Raw genomic sequence first — 16,651 nt, forward strand, 5'->3', positions numbered from 1 at the left:
TTCGGGTCAAGTGGTACATACGCCCCACCCGCCTTCAAAATACCTAACATCCCCACTATCATCTCTAATGAACGCTCTACACATAATCCCACCAAGGTATCTGGGGTAACACCCTGTGTATTCACTAAGTAATGCGCCAGTTGGTTCGCCTTGCGATTCAATGCGCCATAAGTCAGCTGCTGTGACCCAAACTCCACCGCGACTTTATCTGGTGTCGCTTGCGCCTGTTGCTCAAACAACTCATGAATACAGCTGTCTTTTGGATAGTCCATCTTTGTGTTGTTGAGCCCATGTACCAAGTGGTGTTGCTCTGCCTCTGACAAGATAGGCAGTGTATGTAGCGCCACCTCTTGCTCATTCACTGCACTGAGCGCGGTTAATAAACGACACAAGTGGTCATTCAAACGCTCTATGGCTTGTGCACTAAACAAGCTCACATCATAGGTCCAGTAAAGCTCTACACCTTCTTGTGTGATATTCAAATCAATGTCTAAATCAAACTTCGCTGGGATCACGTCTGTTTCATACGGCGTTATATTCAACTCAGCCAACGTCGTATTAGCTGAATCAGCACCCATTACACCAAAGCTTGAATTGGTGTTAAGAATGATCTGGATCAGTGGCGTGTGACTTTTGCTTCTAGGCACCTTTAATTTATCAAGCAATTGCTCAAACGGCACATCCTGATTCGCCTGTGCGTCTAAATGCACGTTCTTTACATGCGCTAGATATTCCGCCAAGGTGTCATGACCTGTATCCACTCTCAGCACTAAGGTATTCACAAAGAACCCTATCAGTGGGGCCAGTCCCTCTTGTAGTCTGTTCGCCACCGGGGTGCCTATCACAATGTCACGACTGTTGCTGTGTCTTGATAACAACAACGACAACGCGCCATGTAACAACATAAACGGGGTTAATTGATATTGCTTCGCTAAGCGTTGCAATTGCTGGCTCACCGCACCCGGTAATGTCCCCTTAACCTGCCCCCCTTCGTAGCCCTTTACCTCTCCCCTTGGGTAGCTCAGTGGTAAACTATGTACCGCAGGAACATCGGCTAACTGCTGCGCCCAGTAACTCAGTTGCTTATCCAGTACCTCCCCTGTCACATGCGCTCTTTGCCAGTGTGCATAATCTACATACTGCAACKCTAACTCTGGCAGTGGATTGGCTTGGTTTTGGCTATACGCCTCATACAACGTAAAGAACTCTTTGTTCAGTACTTCCATCGACCAGCCGTCTGATGCGATGTGGTGCATGTTAAACAACAACACCCCTGAGCTATCACTCGTGTGGATATAACCCACACGCAGCATCACATCCTCTGCCAAGTCAAACGCCTGTTCAATATCTGCTGTCACCCGTGCTCGCACTGCCTCTTCCTGCTCTGCTGTACTCAGCGCGCGAACATCTTCAACCTGAATATCAAACGTAATCTCAGACATCGGGCGAATACGTTGCATCGCTTCGCCATCCACATCTACATACACCGTTCTTAGCACTTCATGGCGCGTGAGAATACTTTCAAATACCTGTTTTATCAGGCCTAAATCAAGCTCCCCTTGTACCTGCCACGCCATCGGCATATTGTATTGTGCTGAGCCTGCTTGTAGCTGGTCGATTAGCCATAAGCGCTGCTGTGAAAACGACGTCAAACAGAGTTGCTCTCGATTTTCAACTCTCTCAATTCGAGCTGAGTCTTGGGTGGCATCCTGCTTTAACCATGCTACGATCTCTTGTTTTTTCTGTTTAAGCTCACCTAGCAGCTCCGGCGTTAAGTTTTCTTTTTTCCCAGCAACTTTGATGTTATCAGTAGCATCAAGACTTAACTTGATGCCCAATTCTAGTAATTGCTTTAAAAAATTATTCATATCAAGAACTCCACTTCATCTCCTTCGACTTCACTGCCAGCCTGTTTAAATTCAAGTTTTAAAATTTCACTATCAATGTGGTGTGCTACTTCTTTAATATTTGGCGCGCGCAGTGCAGTCGCCATATCTAGTCCAACTGTGAACTTTTGTTTAATCATGGCGACCAGACGAACGACCATGAGTGAATGTCCACCTAATTCAAAGAAATTTGTCGTCGTACCAATCTTGCTCTGTTCAACACCGAGCAGTTGTGACCACATCTCCGCCAAGACTTGCTCAGTCTGTGTTTCTGGGGCTATATACTCGCTTTGTCTATCGATATTCTCTGGTGTGGGCAGTGCCTTTTTATTCACTTTCCCGTTGGGGGTCAGTGGCCATTGCGACACCACTAATAACACGCTAGGGATCATATAATCAGGTAACTGTTTTGCTAGCTCTGCTTTCACCTGTGTCACCAAGCTCAACTGCGCCGCTTGCGGTAGTTCATTTGGCGCTTTGATATAACCTACCAACTGTGTACTACCTGCGAAATCTCTCGCCATTACATAGGCCGACTCCACCCCTGATTGCTTAGCTAGTTGCGCCTCAATTTCACCCAGCTCAATACGCAGACCTCGTACTTTTATTTGGTCATCCACGCGTCCAATAAACTCTAGGTTTCCATCTGGTAAATAACGTGCAAGATCACCCGTATGGTACAAACGTTCTGAGCTGTTGACGCTATTAGCCGCAAAGAATGGATTAGCGATAAAACGCTCAGCCGTTAATTCTGGACGATTCAAATAGCCTCGAGCTAAGTTGTCTCCGCCGATATACAACACGCCCGGTACGCCCACAGGCACAGGTTGAAGCTGTGTATCCAGTACATACAATTGGGTGTTATTAATTGCTCGACCGATAGGCACAAAGCTGAGCTTATCGTTGCCATCACATTCCCAGTAAGTGACATCAATGGAGGCCTCAGTCGGACCATATAGATTAAACAATTGGGTATGTTCAGATTTAGTCGCATTAAATTCATCGGCTAATTTTTTCGCCAATGCTTCACCACTACAAAATACGTAACGTACTGACGGCAGTTGCGAAAAACTAACTTCATTGAGCATATTCGCCAACATAGAAGGTACAAAGTGCATGACTGTTACCTGCTGTGTTTGGATTAAGTCACGCAAATACTCAGGATCTTTATGTCCATCAGGTTTAGCAACAACGAGCTGCGCACCATATCCTAGCGTCCAGAAGAACTCCCAAACCGATACGTCAAAGCTGTAAGGTGTTTTCTGTAGTACGCGATCGCCTGTTTGTAGTCGGTATTCACAGTGCATCCAATCGAGCCTATTCATCATGCCACGGTGAATCGACTCCACCCCTTTGGGCTGGCCCGTACTACCGGATGTGTAGATCACATAGGCTAAATGAGATGAGGTCAGACCTAGACGCGTTTTATCAATGTTTTCTGTACTGTACTGAGCAAAAGTCTCTGCTTGCTCTAAACAAACCAGCTGTTGTTGGTCACACTGGAACAACCCTGCGAATTTTTGCTGTGTTAAGACGAGCTCCGCGCCACTGTCTTGTACCATGTAGTTTAAACGTGCTTCTGGTAGGCTTGGGTCTAACGGTACATATGCACCACCCGCTTTGAGGATCCCCAGCAAACCAATAACCATTTCAAGCGAGCGCTCCACACTGATACCAACCAAAGTGTCAGGCTTTACCCCTTGCGCAATCAGATAGTGCGCCAGTTGGTTGGCTTTCGCGTTAAGCTCCCCATAAGTTAAGGAGGCAGTAGTGTCACCATCAAAGGTTACCGCTATTGCTTGTGGCATGTTTGCAGCATGCTCCTCAAACAACTCATGAATACAGCTTTCTTTTGGATATTCTGAAACCGTATTGTTCCAATCAAGTAACTGGCGAGACTGAGAAGGAATCAGTGCTGACAACTGCCCAACGGTATGGCAATCAGACGCTAAGAACCTGGTTAGGGTTAACTCGAAGAGCGCCAACAGTTCGCCAACTGACTCTGTTGAATATTGCTCAGAACGATACCCCAGCTCAAAGCTCAATTTGTCTTCTGAACCTGTGTGCTCTGGCAGGACCATTAAGGTTAAAGCGTAATTGGTTTGCTCTTCGTTACGTAACTCATTTACCGTAAGCCCAGACCCCTCAACAATATGATGTATTTCCTGATCGACCGGATAGTTCTCAAATACCACCAGTGTATCGAACAACTTACGTTCGGCTAGACCAGTACTGATATGCGGACTTAATGTCTGTATTTCAGACAGAGGTAAATGACCATGCTCGACACGTTCAACGCTTGCTTGGTTCAAACTACGTAACCAATTACCAATGTCTTGCTCTGGCTGAATATCGACAACTACAGGTAGACTGTTAATAAACAAACCAATGATATCATTGACCCCAGCAAGCTCTGGTGGGCGACCTGATACAGTCTCACCAAACATTACTCGCTGCTCACCACTATATCTGTGCACCACATACGCCCATGCAGCTTGGATCAGAGTATTTAGCGTCACCTTATGTTGCTGGGCAAGTGACTGTAGCTGAGCACTCACCTGTGCAGATAAGGCCAACTTTTCCTTAGCGGCACCGTGTGTACTATGCTCTTTCGCCTCTTCCAAATAGAGATGGGTTGATGACGCTACTTGTGCTAACTTCTCTCGCCAAAAATCCTGTGCTTGTTGCTTATCCTGTTGTGCCAGCCAGCCAATGTAACGCTCATATTGAGGTGCATCAGGTAAAGATGAAACAACCGACTGAGTGCTAAGCTGCTGCGCATCTAGGTCATGAATTTGGGTGTATATACTTAATAGCTCTTTGAGCACTAAAGGCAATGACCAGCCATCTGACAACGCATGATGGTTTGACCAAATAAGATAATGACGACGCGCTTGTAGCGTGACCAAGGTCACACGCGTCAATGGCACAGCGCGCAAATCAAATCCCTGTGCTCTATCATCTTGTAAAAACTGAGATAACTGCTGTTGCTGTTCAGAATCACTCAGTGCTGACCAATCTAAGTGAGTAAATGGCACGTTTACATCCGATAACACCACCTGATGGGTTAGATCATCCGTAAAAGCGGTTCTGAAAACATCATGGCGTCTTATGATCTCGCGCCAAGCATGTTGCATTGCTGCGGCATTTAGCGCCCCATCAATATCGATCGACAGCTGCGTTAAGTAGGCTGAAGCATCTAAGCTACTGTGGAAAAGTAACCCTTGCTGCATACCCGTAGTAACATACAGTTTTTCCATATTTGGATAGTCTTGATACCACTCATCCAACTGAGCTTGGTCAACGCGACTTAACGCAAAGTCTGATGGCGTAACGCCCCCTACTGCTTGGCTTTGACAGTGCTCAATTATCTCAATGAGCGAAGTTTCAATTTTGTGTACTAAGGCTTTGATGGTCGCTTGCTGGTATTGCAATGCATTGAAACGAAGAGAAAACTGAAGCTTTCCACCTGAAACCAAGCCATTGAGTTCTAATTGGTGTCCGCGCTGGCGACGCATACTCACGTCCTCACCGGTAAACTCATTGGCAGCTTGAAATACCCCATCATTGTTGATGACCTGATCAAACTGTCCTAAGTAGTTGAATAGCACAGCCGATGCACCACCCACAGTACGTGCAAATCGCTCTCTGTGTTCGTTGCTTGCTAACATCTGCTGCATTACACCAAAGCCAATACCACCATGTGGAACGGCTCTCAATTGCTCCTTGACAGCTTTGATAACCTGCTCAATTGAGGCATCTGGCTGGGTGTGTAACAACACAGGATAAACACAGGTAAACCACCCCATTGTCTGGGTCAGATCTAACGCTTCGTTAAGCGACTCTCGCCCATGGCTTTCTAAATCGACACGAAATGCGTGATTCCCAGTCCATTTATGCAGTGCAAGATATAAGGCCGATAACAGCAAATCATTTATTTGCGTGCGATATGCCGCGGTGCATTGATTAAGCAACGCTTGGGTGTGTGAGTCACTCAACTCAAATTCTACCGTGTCACTGTTTGACAAACTGTTGTCTTCAACTGCACCTTGGTCAACTGGCAAGTCATCTACTGGCGTGGCAGCTTGTGCTTCCCAAAAAGCTTTTTCAGCACTGATATCATCACTGTTGGCATAGTCATAAAGGAATTGACCCCATTGCTGGAAAGAAGACGTTTTTGCGCCTAAAACGATGGCATCATCTTGCTGCCATTGCTCAAAAGCACTCGCCATATCTTCAAATAAAATACGCCATGAGACGCCATCTATAACCATGTGATGAGCCGTTAATAATAACCGGCGCTGCGTACTATTCCCTGTAAACAATACGGCTCGGAAAACATCTGCGGTAGCCAGCGATAGACCTGCTTTGGCTTCACGGCTGGCCTTTGTCAATTCATCTTCCCAGCTTTGGCCTGCTAAGTGCCCTAAATCTACACATTTGATAGCACGCTCAACACACTGCTCTGTCAGTGGCATATATTTTCCTGCTTGCTCAACCACCGATAAACGCAATATATCGTGGCGCTGATACACCGCAAACATGATGTCTCGTAGTGCCTCAATAGTGAAATCCGCAGGAACGGTTAATAGCACAGACTGGTTATAATGATGCTGGTCAACGCTATCACCGGTTAAGAATTCACGCTGAATTGGAATAAATACCTGCTCACCACAAATAGCCTCTTGCGGAGCTTCTATCTGTGCTGTGCCATTGACCAAAGGCGCAAGCTTTTCTATTGTTTGACACTCAAAAATTTGACGAGTAGTCAATACTAGGCCTTGCTTAGCCGCTTGTGTAACGGCTTGGATGGCCAAGATTGAGTCACCACCAATGGCGAAGAAGTTTTCAGTGACCCCTACTTTTTTCAGCTTAAGTAGCTTTTGCCAAATTTCACAAAGTTGCCGCTCAACCTCACTACTTGGTGCCACATATTGTTGAGTCAATTGTACAGGTACATCTTTCGCCTCCAGTGCTTTGCGATCCACCTTGCCATTAGGGGTATGCGGTAAAGCGTCTAAAAATACGAACGCCGAGGGCACTTTATGACTGAGTAAAGAGTGTTCGAGGTAAGCTACTAATTCCTCGCGTAAATTTAGCTCATTGAAGTTGTCTTCAGCAGCAACTTCTTGCTGTGTCTTGCTAGCAACCACATATGCCACTAACTGCTTGGTGTCTTGCGCAGGGTCAAGTGATTTTGCCAGTACCACAGCTTCAGACACCAGCTCACTGGTCAAGATTGCACTTTCTATCTCACCTAATTCAATTCTGAAACCACGAATCTTAATTTGATGATCAACCCGTCCTACAAATTCTAGGTTGCCAGGCTTGCCCTGCTGATCAGGTGCACAGCGAACCAAGTCACCTGTTTTGTACAGACGCTGTCCGTCTCTAAATGGACTGGCGATAAACTTTTCATCCGTCATAGCGGTGGCATTTAAGTAGCCTCGCGCTAGATTATCACCACCAACATACAGCTCTCCTGTCACTCCAACAGGACAAAGCTGCTGCTTGGCATCCAATACAAACAACTCTGTGTGTGGCGCAGTCATTCCGATGGGTACCGCCCCCTCTGTGTGCTCAGTACAGTCAAAGTAACTACTCCAAACACACGCTTCCGTGGGTCCATATTCGTTGACTAATCGGCAGTTTTTCCACCCGCTGCTACACTGGTGCTGCTTCACAAGGTTCAAATCACAAGGTTCACCTGCAACAATAACCGTTTGCAGTGACGAGTTCGGGTGTATGTCAGCTAACAACATGGTTTGGTAAACACTCGGTAGCGTCAAGAAGTGGCTCACTTGCTCATCAGCCATGAGCGTTTCGAACGCCTGTAAATCCAAGCCTTGCTTAATGTCAACAATACACAGTTTGCCACCGGATATGTGCGTCCAGAAAATCCCAACTATCGAGCTATCAAATGCATACGATGAGAACAAAGCAAAACTCTGAGGTGATTCTTGGTAGGCTTTAAATCTGCCAACCGTTGAATTCGCCAATGCGCCATGTTCAATGGTCACACCTTTTGGCTGACCCGTGGAACCCGACGTGTAAATAACATAGGCTAAGTTGCTGTGGGTCAGTCCCAATTTACTTCTATCTAGGTTTTCTTCATCGTAGTCACCTAAAAAACTGTCCCACATTTCATCGTCTAGAGGCAGTATCTGCAAATCTCCAAACGGTAGTTCAGATAACAGTTCCGCACTGGTGAGCATAATCTCGATATCGGAGTCTTCTAAAATATGTTCAATATGCTTCTCTGGGTAGTCGGGGTCAATTGGCACATACGCCGCACCTGCTTTTAAAATACCCCAAATACCAATGACCATCTCTAAAGAACGTTCAACACATAGGCCCACCAGGGTATCCGGCGTAACCCCTTCACAGACAAGATAATGTGCAATTTGGTTTGCTTTAGCATTCAACTGCTGATAGCTAATTGCTTCTCGCATGTGTGCTGAGAGCCCAAACGTTGCGGCAATATTATTCGGATGCTCCTTTACTTGTGCTTCGAACAGATCAAGTACAGATTGACCATCAGATATCGATGTCTCTTCATGGTTTTCTGAGGACCAAGTTGACCAATCGAGTAACTGCTCCACTTCATCTGTTGATAAAAATGGTAATTCACTCACCCGTGATTGTGGTGCAGCAATAATCCCTTTGAGCAAGATTTCAAAGTGTGATGACATACGTTCAATAGTTGAAGCATTGAACAAAGCAGTTGCATACTCCCAATCAAGCATTAATCCACCAGCTTGCTCATAGATATCTAAGCTCAAGTCATGTAATGCCACACTATGAGGTTGCTCAATCTTTTGCGCTGTAATTGATGGTAAATCAAACCAACCTTGAGTGTTATTTTGTAGCGCCAGTTTCACCTGAAATAAAGGAGAGTACCCAAGGTTACGCGCTTGTTGTAACTCATCCACCAGCTTTTCAAACGGAAGTTCGGTGTGCTCATATACATCTAACAAATCTGCTTTAGAGCTTTGCAATAGATCAGTGAAGCTAGGGTTACCACTAAGGTTAAGTTGTAACACGACACTGTTGGTGAAAAACCCAACCAAAGGCGCTAACTCACTTTGTTCGCGGTTTGCCACTGGTGCACCAATCACAATGTTGTCTGCTCCTGTTGAGCTGTCATCTTTGTCAGAGTGTCTCGCCAATAAAATTGCCAGCGCCGCATGCAACACCATAAATAGAGTAGTATTGGAAGCTTTAGCCAGCTCGTTCAAGCCAGTTTGAATGTCTGGACTTAGCGTTTGAATTAAGTGTGCACCTTTGTAATCTTGCACTGGTGGCCTTGCTCGATCTAGTGCAAGGTTGTGCACTTCTGGCAGTCCTGATAATCGTTCTTTCCAAAACGCTAGATGACTTTCAAGTCTCTCTCCTTGAAGGGTCTGCTGTTGCCAATGCGCATAATCACCATACTGAATGTCAATGTTTGCAAGTTTCGATTCAGGGTCTTTATATAGACGATTGAATTCGTCAAAGATAATCCCGACTGACCAACCATCCACGGCAATGTGGTGCATTGTCACAAGTAATACATGTGATTGTGGAGCAAGCTTTAACAGCTTCACACGCACCATCAAGTCACGGCTTAAATCAAATAATGTACTTGACTCTTGTGCAATATTGTCACGTACCGTCTGCTCTTGTTCTGGCTCGCTCAAGTCACTCAAATCGTAAGTTGGAAGCTCTAGTGACCATGTATCTGAAACAACTTGGATAGCCGTGCCACTGTCAGTTGTATGTAAAGTAGTTCGCAACACCTGATGGCGTTCAACAATGATATTGAAAGCATTCTGCATAGCCGCCACATCTAGTGGACCTGATAGCTTAAATGCTTGACACATATTGTACTGTGTTGTGCCCGACTCGATTTGTTCAATCAACCACAATCTCTGCTGTGCAAAAGACAAAGGCGTTGGCTCGTTGCTCACAGCAGGCTGGATCTTGGTACTGTGACTAACCGATGCCAAGTCTATAACATGCGCCAACTTACGCACGGTTTGCTCAGTGAACAAGGTTCTGATTGGCACTTCTACATGCCATTGTGTGCGTATTAGCGCAACTAGGCGTGCTGCGAGTAACGAGTGACCGCCTAGGTTGAAAAAGTTGCTGTTAACACTCAGCCACTTACCTTGTTTCGGTTCAATACCAAGCAACTGCTGCCATAACTCACACAGCTGTTTTTCAGTCTCTGTTTCTGGAGCTACATATTGAGCCTCGTTACCGCGCTCAGGCTTTGGTAATGCATGGCGGTTTACTTTGCCATTTGGTGTTAAAGGGATTTGCCTCAAACATACAATCGCGTTTGGCAACATATACGAGGGCAACAGTGCCTCCAAATGCTCAAGCAACGCGTCTTGTATATCCTCTTGCCGATGATTTGACGTTAATGTGACATATGCAACCAGCGATGTATCATCACGCTCAGCAAAAACATGAGCAACCGCATCTTGAACCTGTGGGTGCTGCAAAAGCGCAGACTCAATTTCACCCAACTCAATACGATACCCACGAACCTTAACCTGATGATCCACACGGCGTAAATATTGTAATGTACCATCAGCTAACCAGCGCACTAAGTCACCCGTTTTATACAGGCGACCGGGTCCATAAGGGTTGTCAATAAAGCGCTCTGCGCTCAATTGAGGTTGATTAAAATACCCTCGAGCAACGCCGTCACCGCCAATGTAGAGTTCCCCAGCTACGCCTACTGGTACAGGGTTAGAATGTGTATCCAACACGTAAAATTGAGTGTTCGCGATTGGTTTACCTAAAGAAATCGCATCCTCAATCTTACATGTAGCGGACCAAACAGCCGTTTCTGTCGGACCATACATATTCCAAAGTTCAATGTTATCAAACGATAATAATGAGTTTTTCAATGACTCACTTAAGGCCTCACCACCGCAAAGCACTTTTAGCTGATGTTTTGGCTGCCATCCATTACCGACGAGCATTTTCCACGTTGCAGGTGTTGCTTGCATCATCGTAACTTGATGCTCAGCCATGAGTTGTGCTAATTCATCCGCCGATATGGCGTTATCCGACGAAGCCAAAACGAGACGTCCACCAACACTCAGTGGCAAGTACAGCTCTAACACGTGGATATCAAAAGACAAGGACGTTACTGCGAGTAAGGTATCATCATGTATCATTCCCGGCGCTTCTTGCATTGCGCGCAGGAAGTTAACAACATTTCCGTGTTCCAGCATCACGCCTTTTGGTTTGCCTGTAGAACCGGAAGTGTAAATCAGGTAAGCCAACGTGTTGCTATCTAGTTCTAATTGCGCTTTATCTAAATTGCTTTGCGCTTGACGAGCTATTTCTTTAGCAGTCGCTTCATCGTCTAAACAAAGGAGATTTTCAACTGATAGTCGCTCACTAAGGTGCTGATGTGTAATGACCCATTTGACCTCTGAGTCTTCCAACATATAACTCAAACGAGCATGTGGGTAGCTGGGGTCGAGCGGTAAATATGCGCATCCCGCTTTCATGATAGCCAATGTCGATATCAACATGTCCAATGAACGCTCTACACATACCCCTATTATTGACCCCGAATGGATACCATTTTGCGCAAAATAGTGCGCTAACTGATTGGCTCGCTGATTGACCTGTTGGTACGTCAGTGCATCACCATTAAATATGGCCGCAATAGCATCTGGCGTTTCAGAAACCTGCTGCTCGAACAGTTCATGAATACAGGTATTTTTTGCGTAATCTCGCTTAGTATCATTGTATTGTGTTACCAAACGTTCGTGTCCAGATGTGTCAAGTAACGGTAACTCACTCACTCTAGTCATAGGAGATGAAACGATCCCCTCTAGCATCAGCACAAAACTTTCAACCATCCGCTCAATGCTGGCATGTTCGAATAGATCGACCGCATATTGCCATTGCATTTCTAGTCCTGCATCGCTTTCATTGAGTGTCAGCGTCAGGTCATACTGTGCAAAGTTATCTCTTGCCTGTGGGTTTTGTATATCCAACCCAGGTAAACACAACGCCTCCATTTGATGACTTTGCAGAATCAACATCACTTGGAACAACGGACTGTGTCCAAGGCTTCGTTCTGGTTGCAACTCATCAACCAGCTTTTCAAATGGCATTTGCTGATGCTCATAAGAGGCTAATGTCCGCTCTTTCGTTTGCGCCAGCAAATCTACAAACGTTGGGTCTTCTGACAGGTCGCAGCGGTACACTAGGTTATTGATGAATAAACCGATCAGTGATGCAACTTGCGATTGCTCCCGATTAGCGATGGGTGATCCAAATACAATATCTGTTTCGCCAGAATAGCGACTTAAGAAGCTAGAAAACGCCGCATTCATAAGCATAAATGTGGTCGCTTGATGCTCTGTTGCAAGTGCCTGTAAGCGTTCTAACAGTGCTTTATTAAGCGTTTTATTAACCGAAGCACCTTGAAAACTTTGTATCGACGGACGTGGCTTATCTAAAGGCAGGCTGTGAACGACAGGTAGGTTCGCTAAATGTACTTTCCAATACTGCAAATGCTTTTGTAAAGCCGATTCATCAAGCGTCTTGCGTTGCCACAGTGCATAGTCTGTATACTGAATGTCAAGACTCTCTAGTGGATTGGCAGTACCATGTATTTGGGCTGCGTATAGCGCGTTTAGCTCTTTAACCAACAGTCCTAAAGACCAGCCATCTGCCGCGATGTGATGCACACTAAGTAACATGATATGAGATTGTGGGCTCAGTTTCAGTAAACTCACTTTGAGCATGAGATCTTGCTCAAGATCAAACGCTTTCGTGCTTTCTTGCTCACTTAACGTTGCAATACGCGCCGCTTGTTCATCTGAATCAAGAGCACATAAATCATACTCGGTAATTTCCAGTTCAAATGAGCTGCGCACTCGCTGTAATACCTGACCTGACTGCTCATAAAAGTTCGTTCTAAGTGTCTGATGTCGTTCGATAATGATATTAAGTGCTTGCTGTAAGTACGCCGTGTTCAACTGACCAAATAATTTTATAGAGAAGGACAAGTTATAGTGGGCATTGTTTGACTCTATTTGATTAACCAGCCACATTCGCTCCTGTGCATAGGACGGTAACAGTGACGTAGTTTGATTACTCGACTGAATGGTAGTCAATTCACACGCTGACGCATTTTCAATCACTTGAGCAAGTTTTCGAATAGTATTAGCAGAGAAAAGATCTCTAATCGAAACATCGACACGCCATGTCTGTTGGATCTCAGCAACGAGTGTGGCAGCTAAAAGTGAATGACCACCTAAATTCAAGAAGTTATCTTCAACTGATATACTATCTAAGCCAAATGTTTTCTGCCACAAGGTGCACAAAGCAGCTTCCGTTTCACTGACTGTTACAGCTTTTTCACTGACCTGTGCCTGTTGCCCTTCTGTATCTGGGTGTACTGCGCTGTATAAGTATTCAATGTCATTTGCGAGGTAACGCTTTTTAGATAAAGAACGCTGAATTTTGCCACTAGACGTACGATTGATCCTACCCGCCTTTAGGAACAAAATGTCTTCAAGTACAACTTCAAAGTGTTCAAAAATGGCCGCTTTTATCGTTTCACATGCACTTGCATAATCAAACTTAGCCATTTCGCTGCGACTGATCTCCAGCATTAACACCGCGCTGCCATTTACTTCAAATGCAGCGGCACCATTTTGGCTCAGTCCAGGATAAGCACTGTATGCCAGTTTCTCAAAATCCTGAGGGTAATAGTTGCGACCTTTGATGATCATCACATCTTTGATTCGACCAGAGATATACAGCTCACCGTTATACATAAAGCCTAAATCACCTGTTCTTAAATAACGTTGATCATCTGACTCCAATGTCGCACCAAAACTGGCCGCGGTTTTCTGAGGGTCATTCCAGTAACCTTGCGCTAGGCTTGGCCCTGCAAACCATATTTCACCCACATGACCTTCTGGCAGTTCTTTACAAGTTTGGGGATCAACAATTTTAAGGTGGTGATGCTGTTGAACCTGACCGTGTGCAATGAGGATCTGCTGCTTTTCATCATCATCGCTTGGCAGTATTGCTTGCCCTTTTTGTAATGCCTCGCTGTTAAATGGCAGCGCGGTATATGCCACTTTGTGCGCACCGCCACATATAAATACCGTTGCTTCAGCCATGCCATAAGCAGGGAACAACGCAGACTCTTTAAAGCCAACTCTGGCAAAACGGTCGCTAAAGCGCATCAAGGTTTGTGCATCAACAGGCTCAGCTGCATTAAACGCGATACGCCAAGTAGATAGGTCTATACCCGCCAAGTGATGTGGCTTAATACGCTCTATACAGTGATCAAACGCAAAGTTTGGCGCACCACAAATAGAGGCCTTAAACTCTGTAATAGCCTTAAACCAAGCTAATGGACTTTTGATAAAGCGCACCGGTGACATTAATACAGAATGCGCACCGAGAAAGATAGGTAACAGCAATGTATTGACTAACCCTAGGTCGTGGAACAGCGGTAACCAGTTACAAAATACATCCTCTTTCGCACAGTGTGTTGCCTGTTGCAGTGTTTTTAAGTTTGCAACGATGTTTGCGTGGGTGACCACCACCCCTTTTGGTGTGCCCGTTGAGCCTGAAGTGTACTGCAAGAAAGCAACTTGCTCAGGGGCTGGCAAGCTGAAGGTTTCTATATCAGTTGACCCGATAAGCTCGTCAAACCCTTTAACAGATAGTGGGGCCAGTTCCATTTCTAACTGACCTTTTAGCAGGCTATTGGTGAGTATCAGACTTGCCTTACAGTCATCAATTACCGTCAGCACGCGGCCCGCGTGCTTTTTGCTTTGTGGTGGGTACAAAGGTACGGCAACAACCCCTGCGTATAAACAACCTAAGAAAGCCTGGATGTATTCAAGGCCTGGTGGATACAATAAAACCACTCGCGCACCTACGTCAACTTGAGTCATTAAAGTCTGTGCAATAGATTGAGCTTGCTGATGTAGCTGACTAAAGCTGATTTGAGATTGCTCACCATTATCTTCAATAAAAGTAAAAGCAGTCCCCTGATCGTTTGCTATGGCATGTGCTGCCAAATAATCATGAATTGTTTCCATGAGTGTTCCTTACCCTGTAGGTTGTTTATTTTTCTTATTTATTTAAGGTGGATGGTCTTTTTACAAAACAGCATCTCTGCTGGTACATCCATTTTTTTACAAGCTTCGAGGAATTTGGTTGACTCTTGCACCTGTCTTGAATCTTCTTCATGCTCAAGACCATTGAAATATTTAAAACAAGTTTCTAGTCCAATGGCGTAAACACAGACCTGCTTGGCATTAAAGGCCTCTACCATCGGCACCGCTTGGTTACAGTCAGATCCATCTAAGCGCCTAGAGTTTTTGATATTCTTCGGCACTTTCTTGGTGTGGAGTGCGCCATAAGCCCATGTATAAGGTGCACCAACGCACTCCATGCCAATCGCCAAAACGTCAAGATCAGTGAAGATTTTACCCAGTTGTTGATATAAGTTTCCGTCGGGGTTAGACGAATCAGCACCAAAGAAACACTTTTTACCATGCGCCTCAATGTACCAAGCAGCCTTAGAACGAATATTCAGATCACCGTGCTCCCCTAGGAAAGGTAAGCTCACAATACGGCCATGAGGAATCGCGATTTCCTCTAAATCATCAACTTCAATCACGTCAAAGTTCAATTGCTTGAGCATTAATCGCAATGATGGGTCAGCAATGGTGCCACCATTATTTTTCGGTACAATCACCTGCTTTGTTTTGTATCTCAACTGCAACAGTGTCTCTATATTCGCGTGGTCCATATGGGTATGAGTCAACAGAATATAATCGATGGTTTGGGGCAGTTCGCTGTAGCCTATCATTGTGCCATCGTTATTATGCTCTCGTGAGGCGATAATAGGGTCAACTAAAATACACACGTCTTTGGTTTCAACCATAAAACCCGCGTGTCCGGTATAATTCAGTCTAACGCCTTCTTCAACTGGCACATGTTTAATCGCAGGCTTTTCCGTCGTAAACAACTCGCGGTATGCAACTCCACCGGTTTGTTCTAGGCCTGCAAACAACGCATCAACTTGCTCTACAGATAAAGGCTTTTCTCTTGCCTGAAAAATGGCATCGACAATGGGTGAGTTAAAGTCAGCATTAACCTGTAAATGGTTCGCATCAGGAAGACGTGGTGTACTTAAAACAAATGGGCGCTCTCCCACTTTAGACAGTAAGCCGAAAGACAAACTTTGCAACGAAGGCTTGTAATATTGGCTTCTGTACATTAGTGGTTCAATGATGCGATAAGATGGACGGTGCTCCATATCCAAAAAGAGTTCCACACACCCTTTTAACGGGTCAGGCACCTTATCATAAAGATGTTCTATGCTTTCTCCGCTAGTGTGAGCATAAAGTAGATCATCTAAATACTTAACGGCATCAGACAGCTCTATTAAGTCACCACATCGCTCATCAAGCTCAGCAATCAGAGCCTTGATGTCATCGACCTGCTCTTCTGTGCAATTAAGAAACTCTCCACCGGTGAGTACCGACTCTTTGGAAGCGATGATATGCAACTTATAGTTTTTAACGAAAGATTGCATAATTCGACGATGGGTGTTGACCACATGTCGCGCACAAGTAACCGGAGGCATAAGATATGGCCAGGCATACCAATGGTTTAATAAAGGTTCAAAGTAAACGTCAGGTTTTAAATATAGTAATTCGTTATTCATTGTTATTATGCTCAATTAAGAAAACTCTAAAAAAACGGTTTCG

At 45.1% G+C, this 16,651-nt stretch carries 3 protein-coding genes; all 3 read right to left on the reverse strand.

Features of this window, described 5'->3' with window-relative positions; all coding sequences use genetic code 11:
- On the reverse strand, nucleotides 1-1,868 hold a 1,868-nt coding region (locus BET10_RS18405; RefSeq protein WP_139158745.1), incomplete at its 3' end, for a condensation domain-containing protein.
- Nucleotides 1,865-14,971 (reverse strand): non-ribosomal peptide synthetase, encoded by a 13,107-nt coding sequence (locus BET10_RS18410; protein WP_070987162.1) that lies wholly within the window; start codon nucleotides 14,969-14,971, stop codon nucleotides 1,865-1,867. The genes BET10_RS18405 and BET10_RS18410, both read right to left, overlap by 4 nt.
- A 38-nt stretch (nucleotides 14,972-15,009) precedes the next feature.
- Entirely contained in the window at nucleotides 15,010-16,608 is a 1,599-nt protein-coding gene (locus BET10_RS18415) for an MBL fold metallo-hydrolase (RefSeq protein ID WP_070987163.1), read from the reverse strand.
- Between the last annotated feature and the right edge of the window lie 43 nt (nucleotides 16,609-16,651).

Source organism: Pseudoalteromonas amylolytica, from assembly GCF_001854605.1.
GTDB classification, from domain to species: Bacteria; Pseudomonadota; Gammaproteobacteria; order Enterobacterales; family Alteromonadaceae; genus Pseudoalteromonas; species Pseudoalteromonas amylolytica.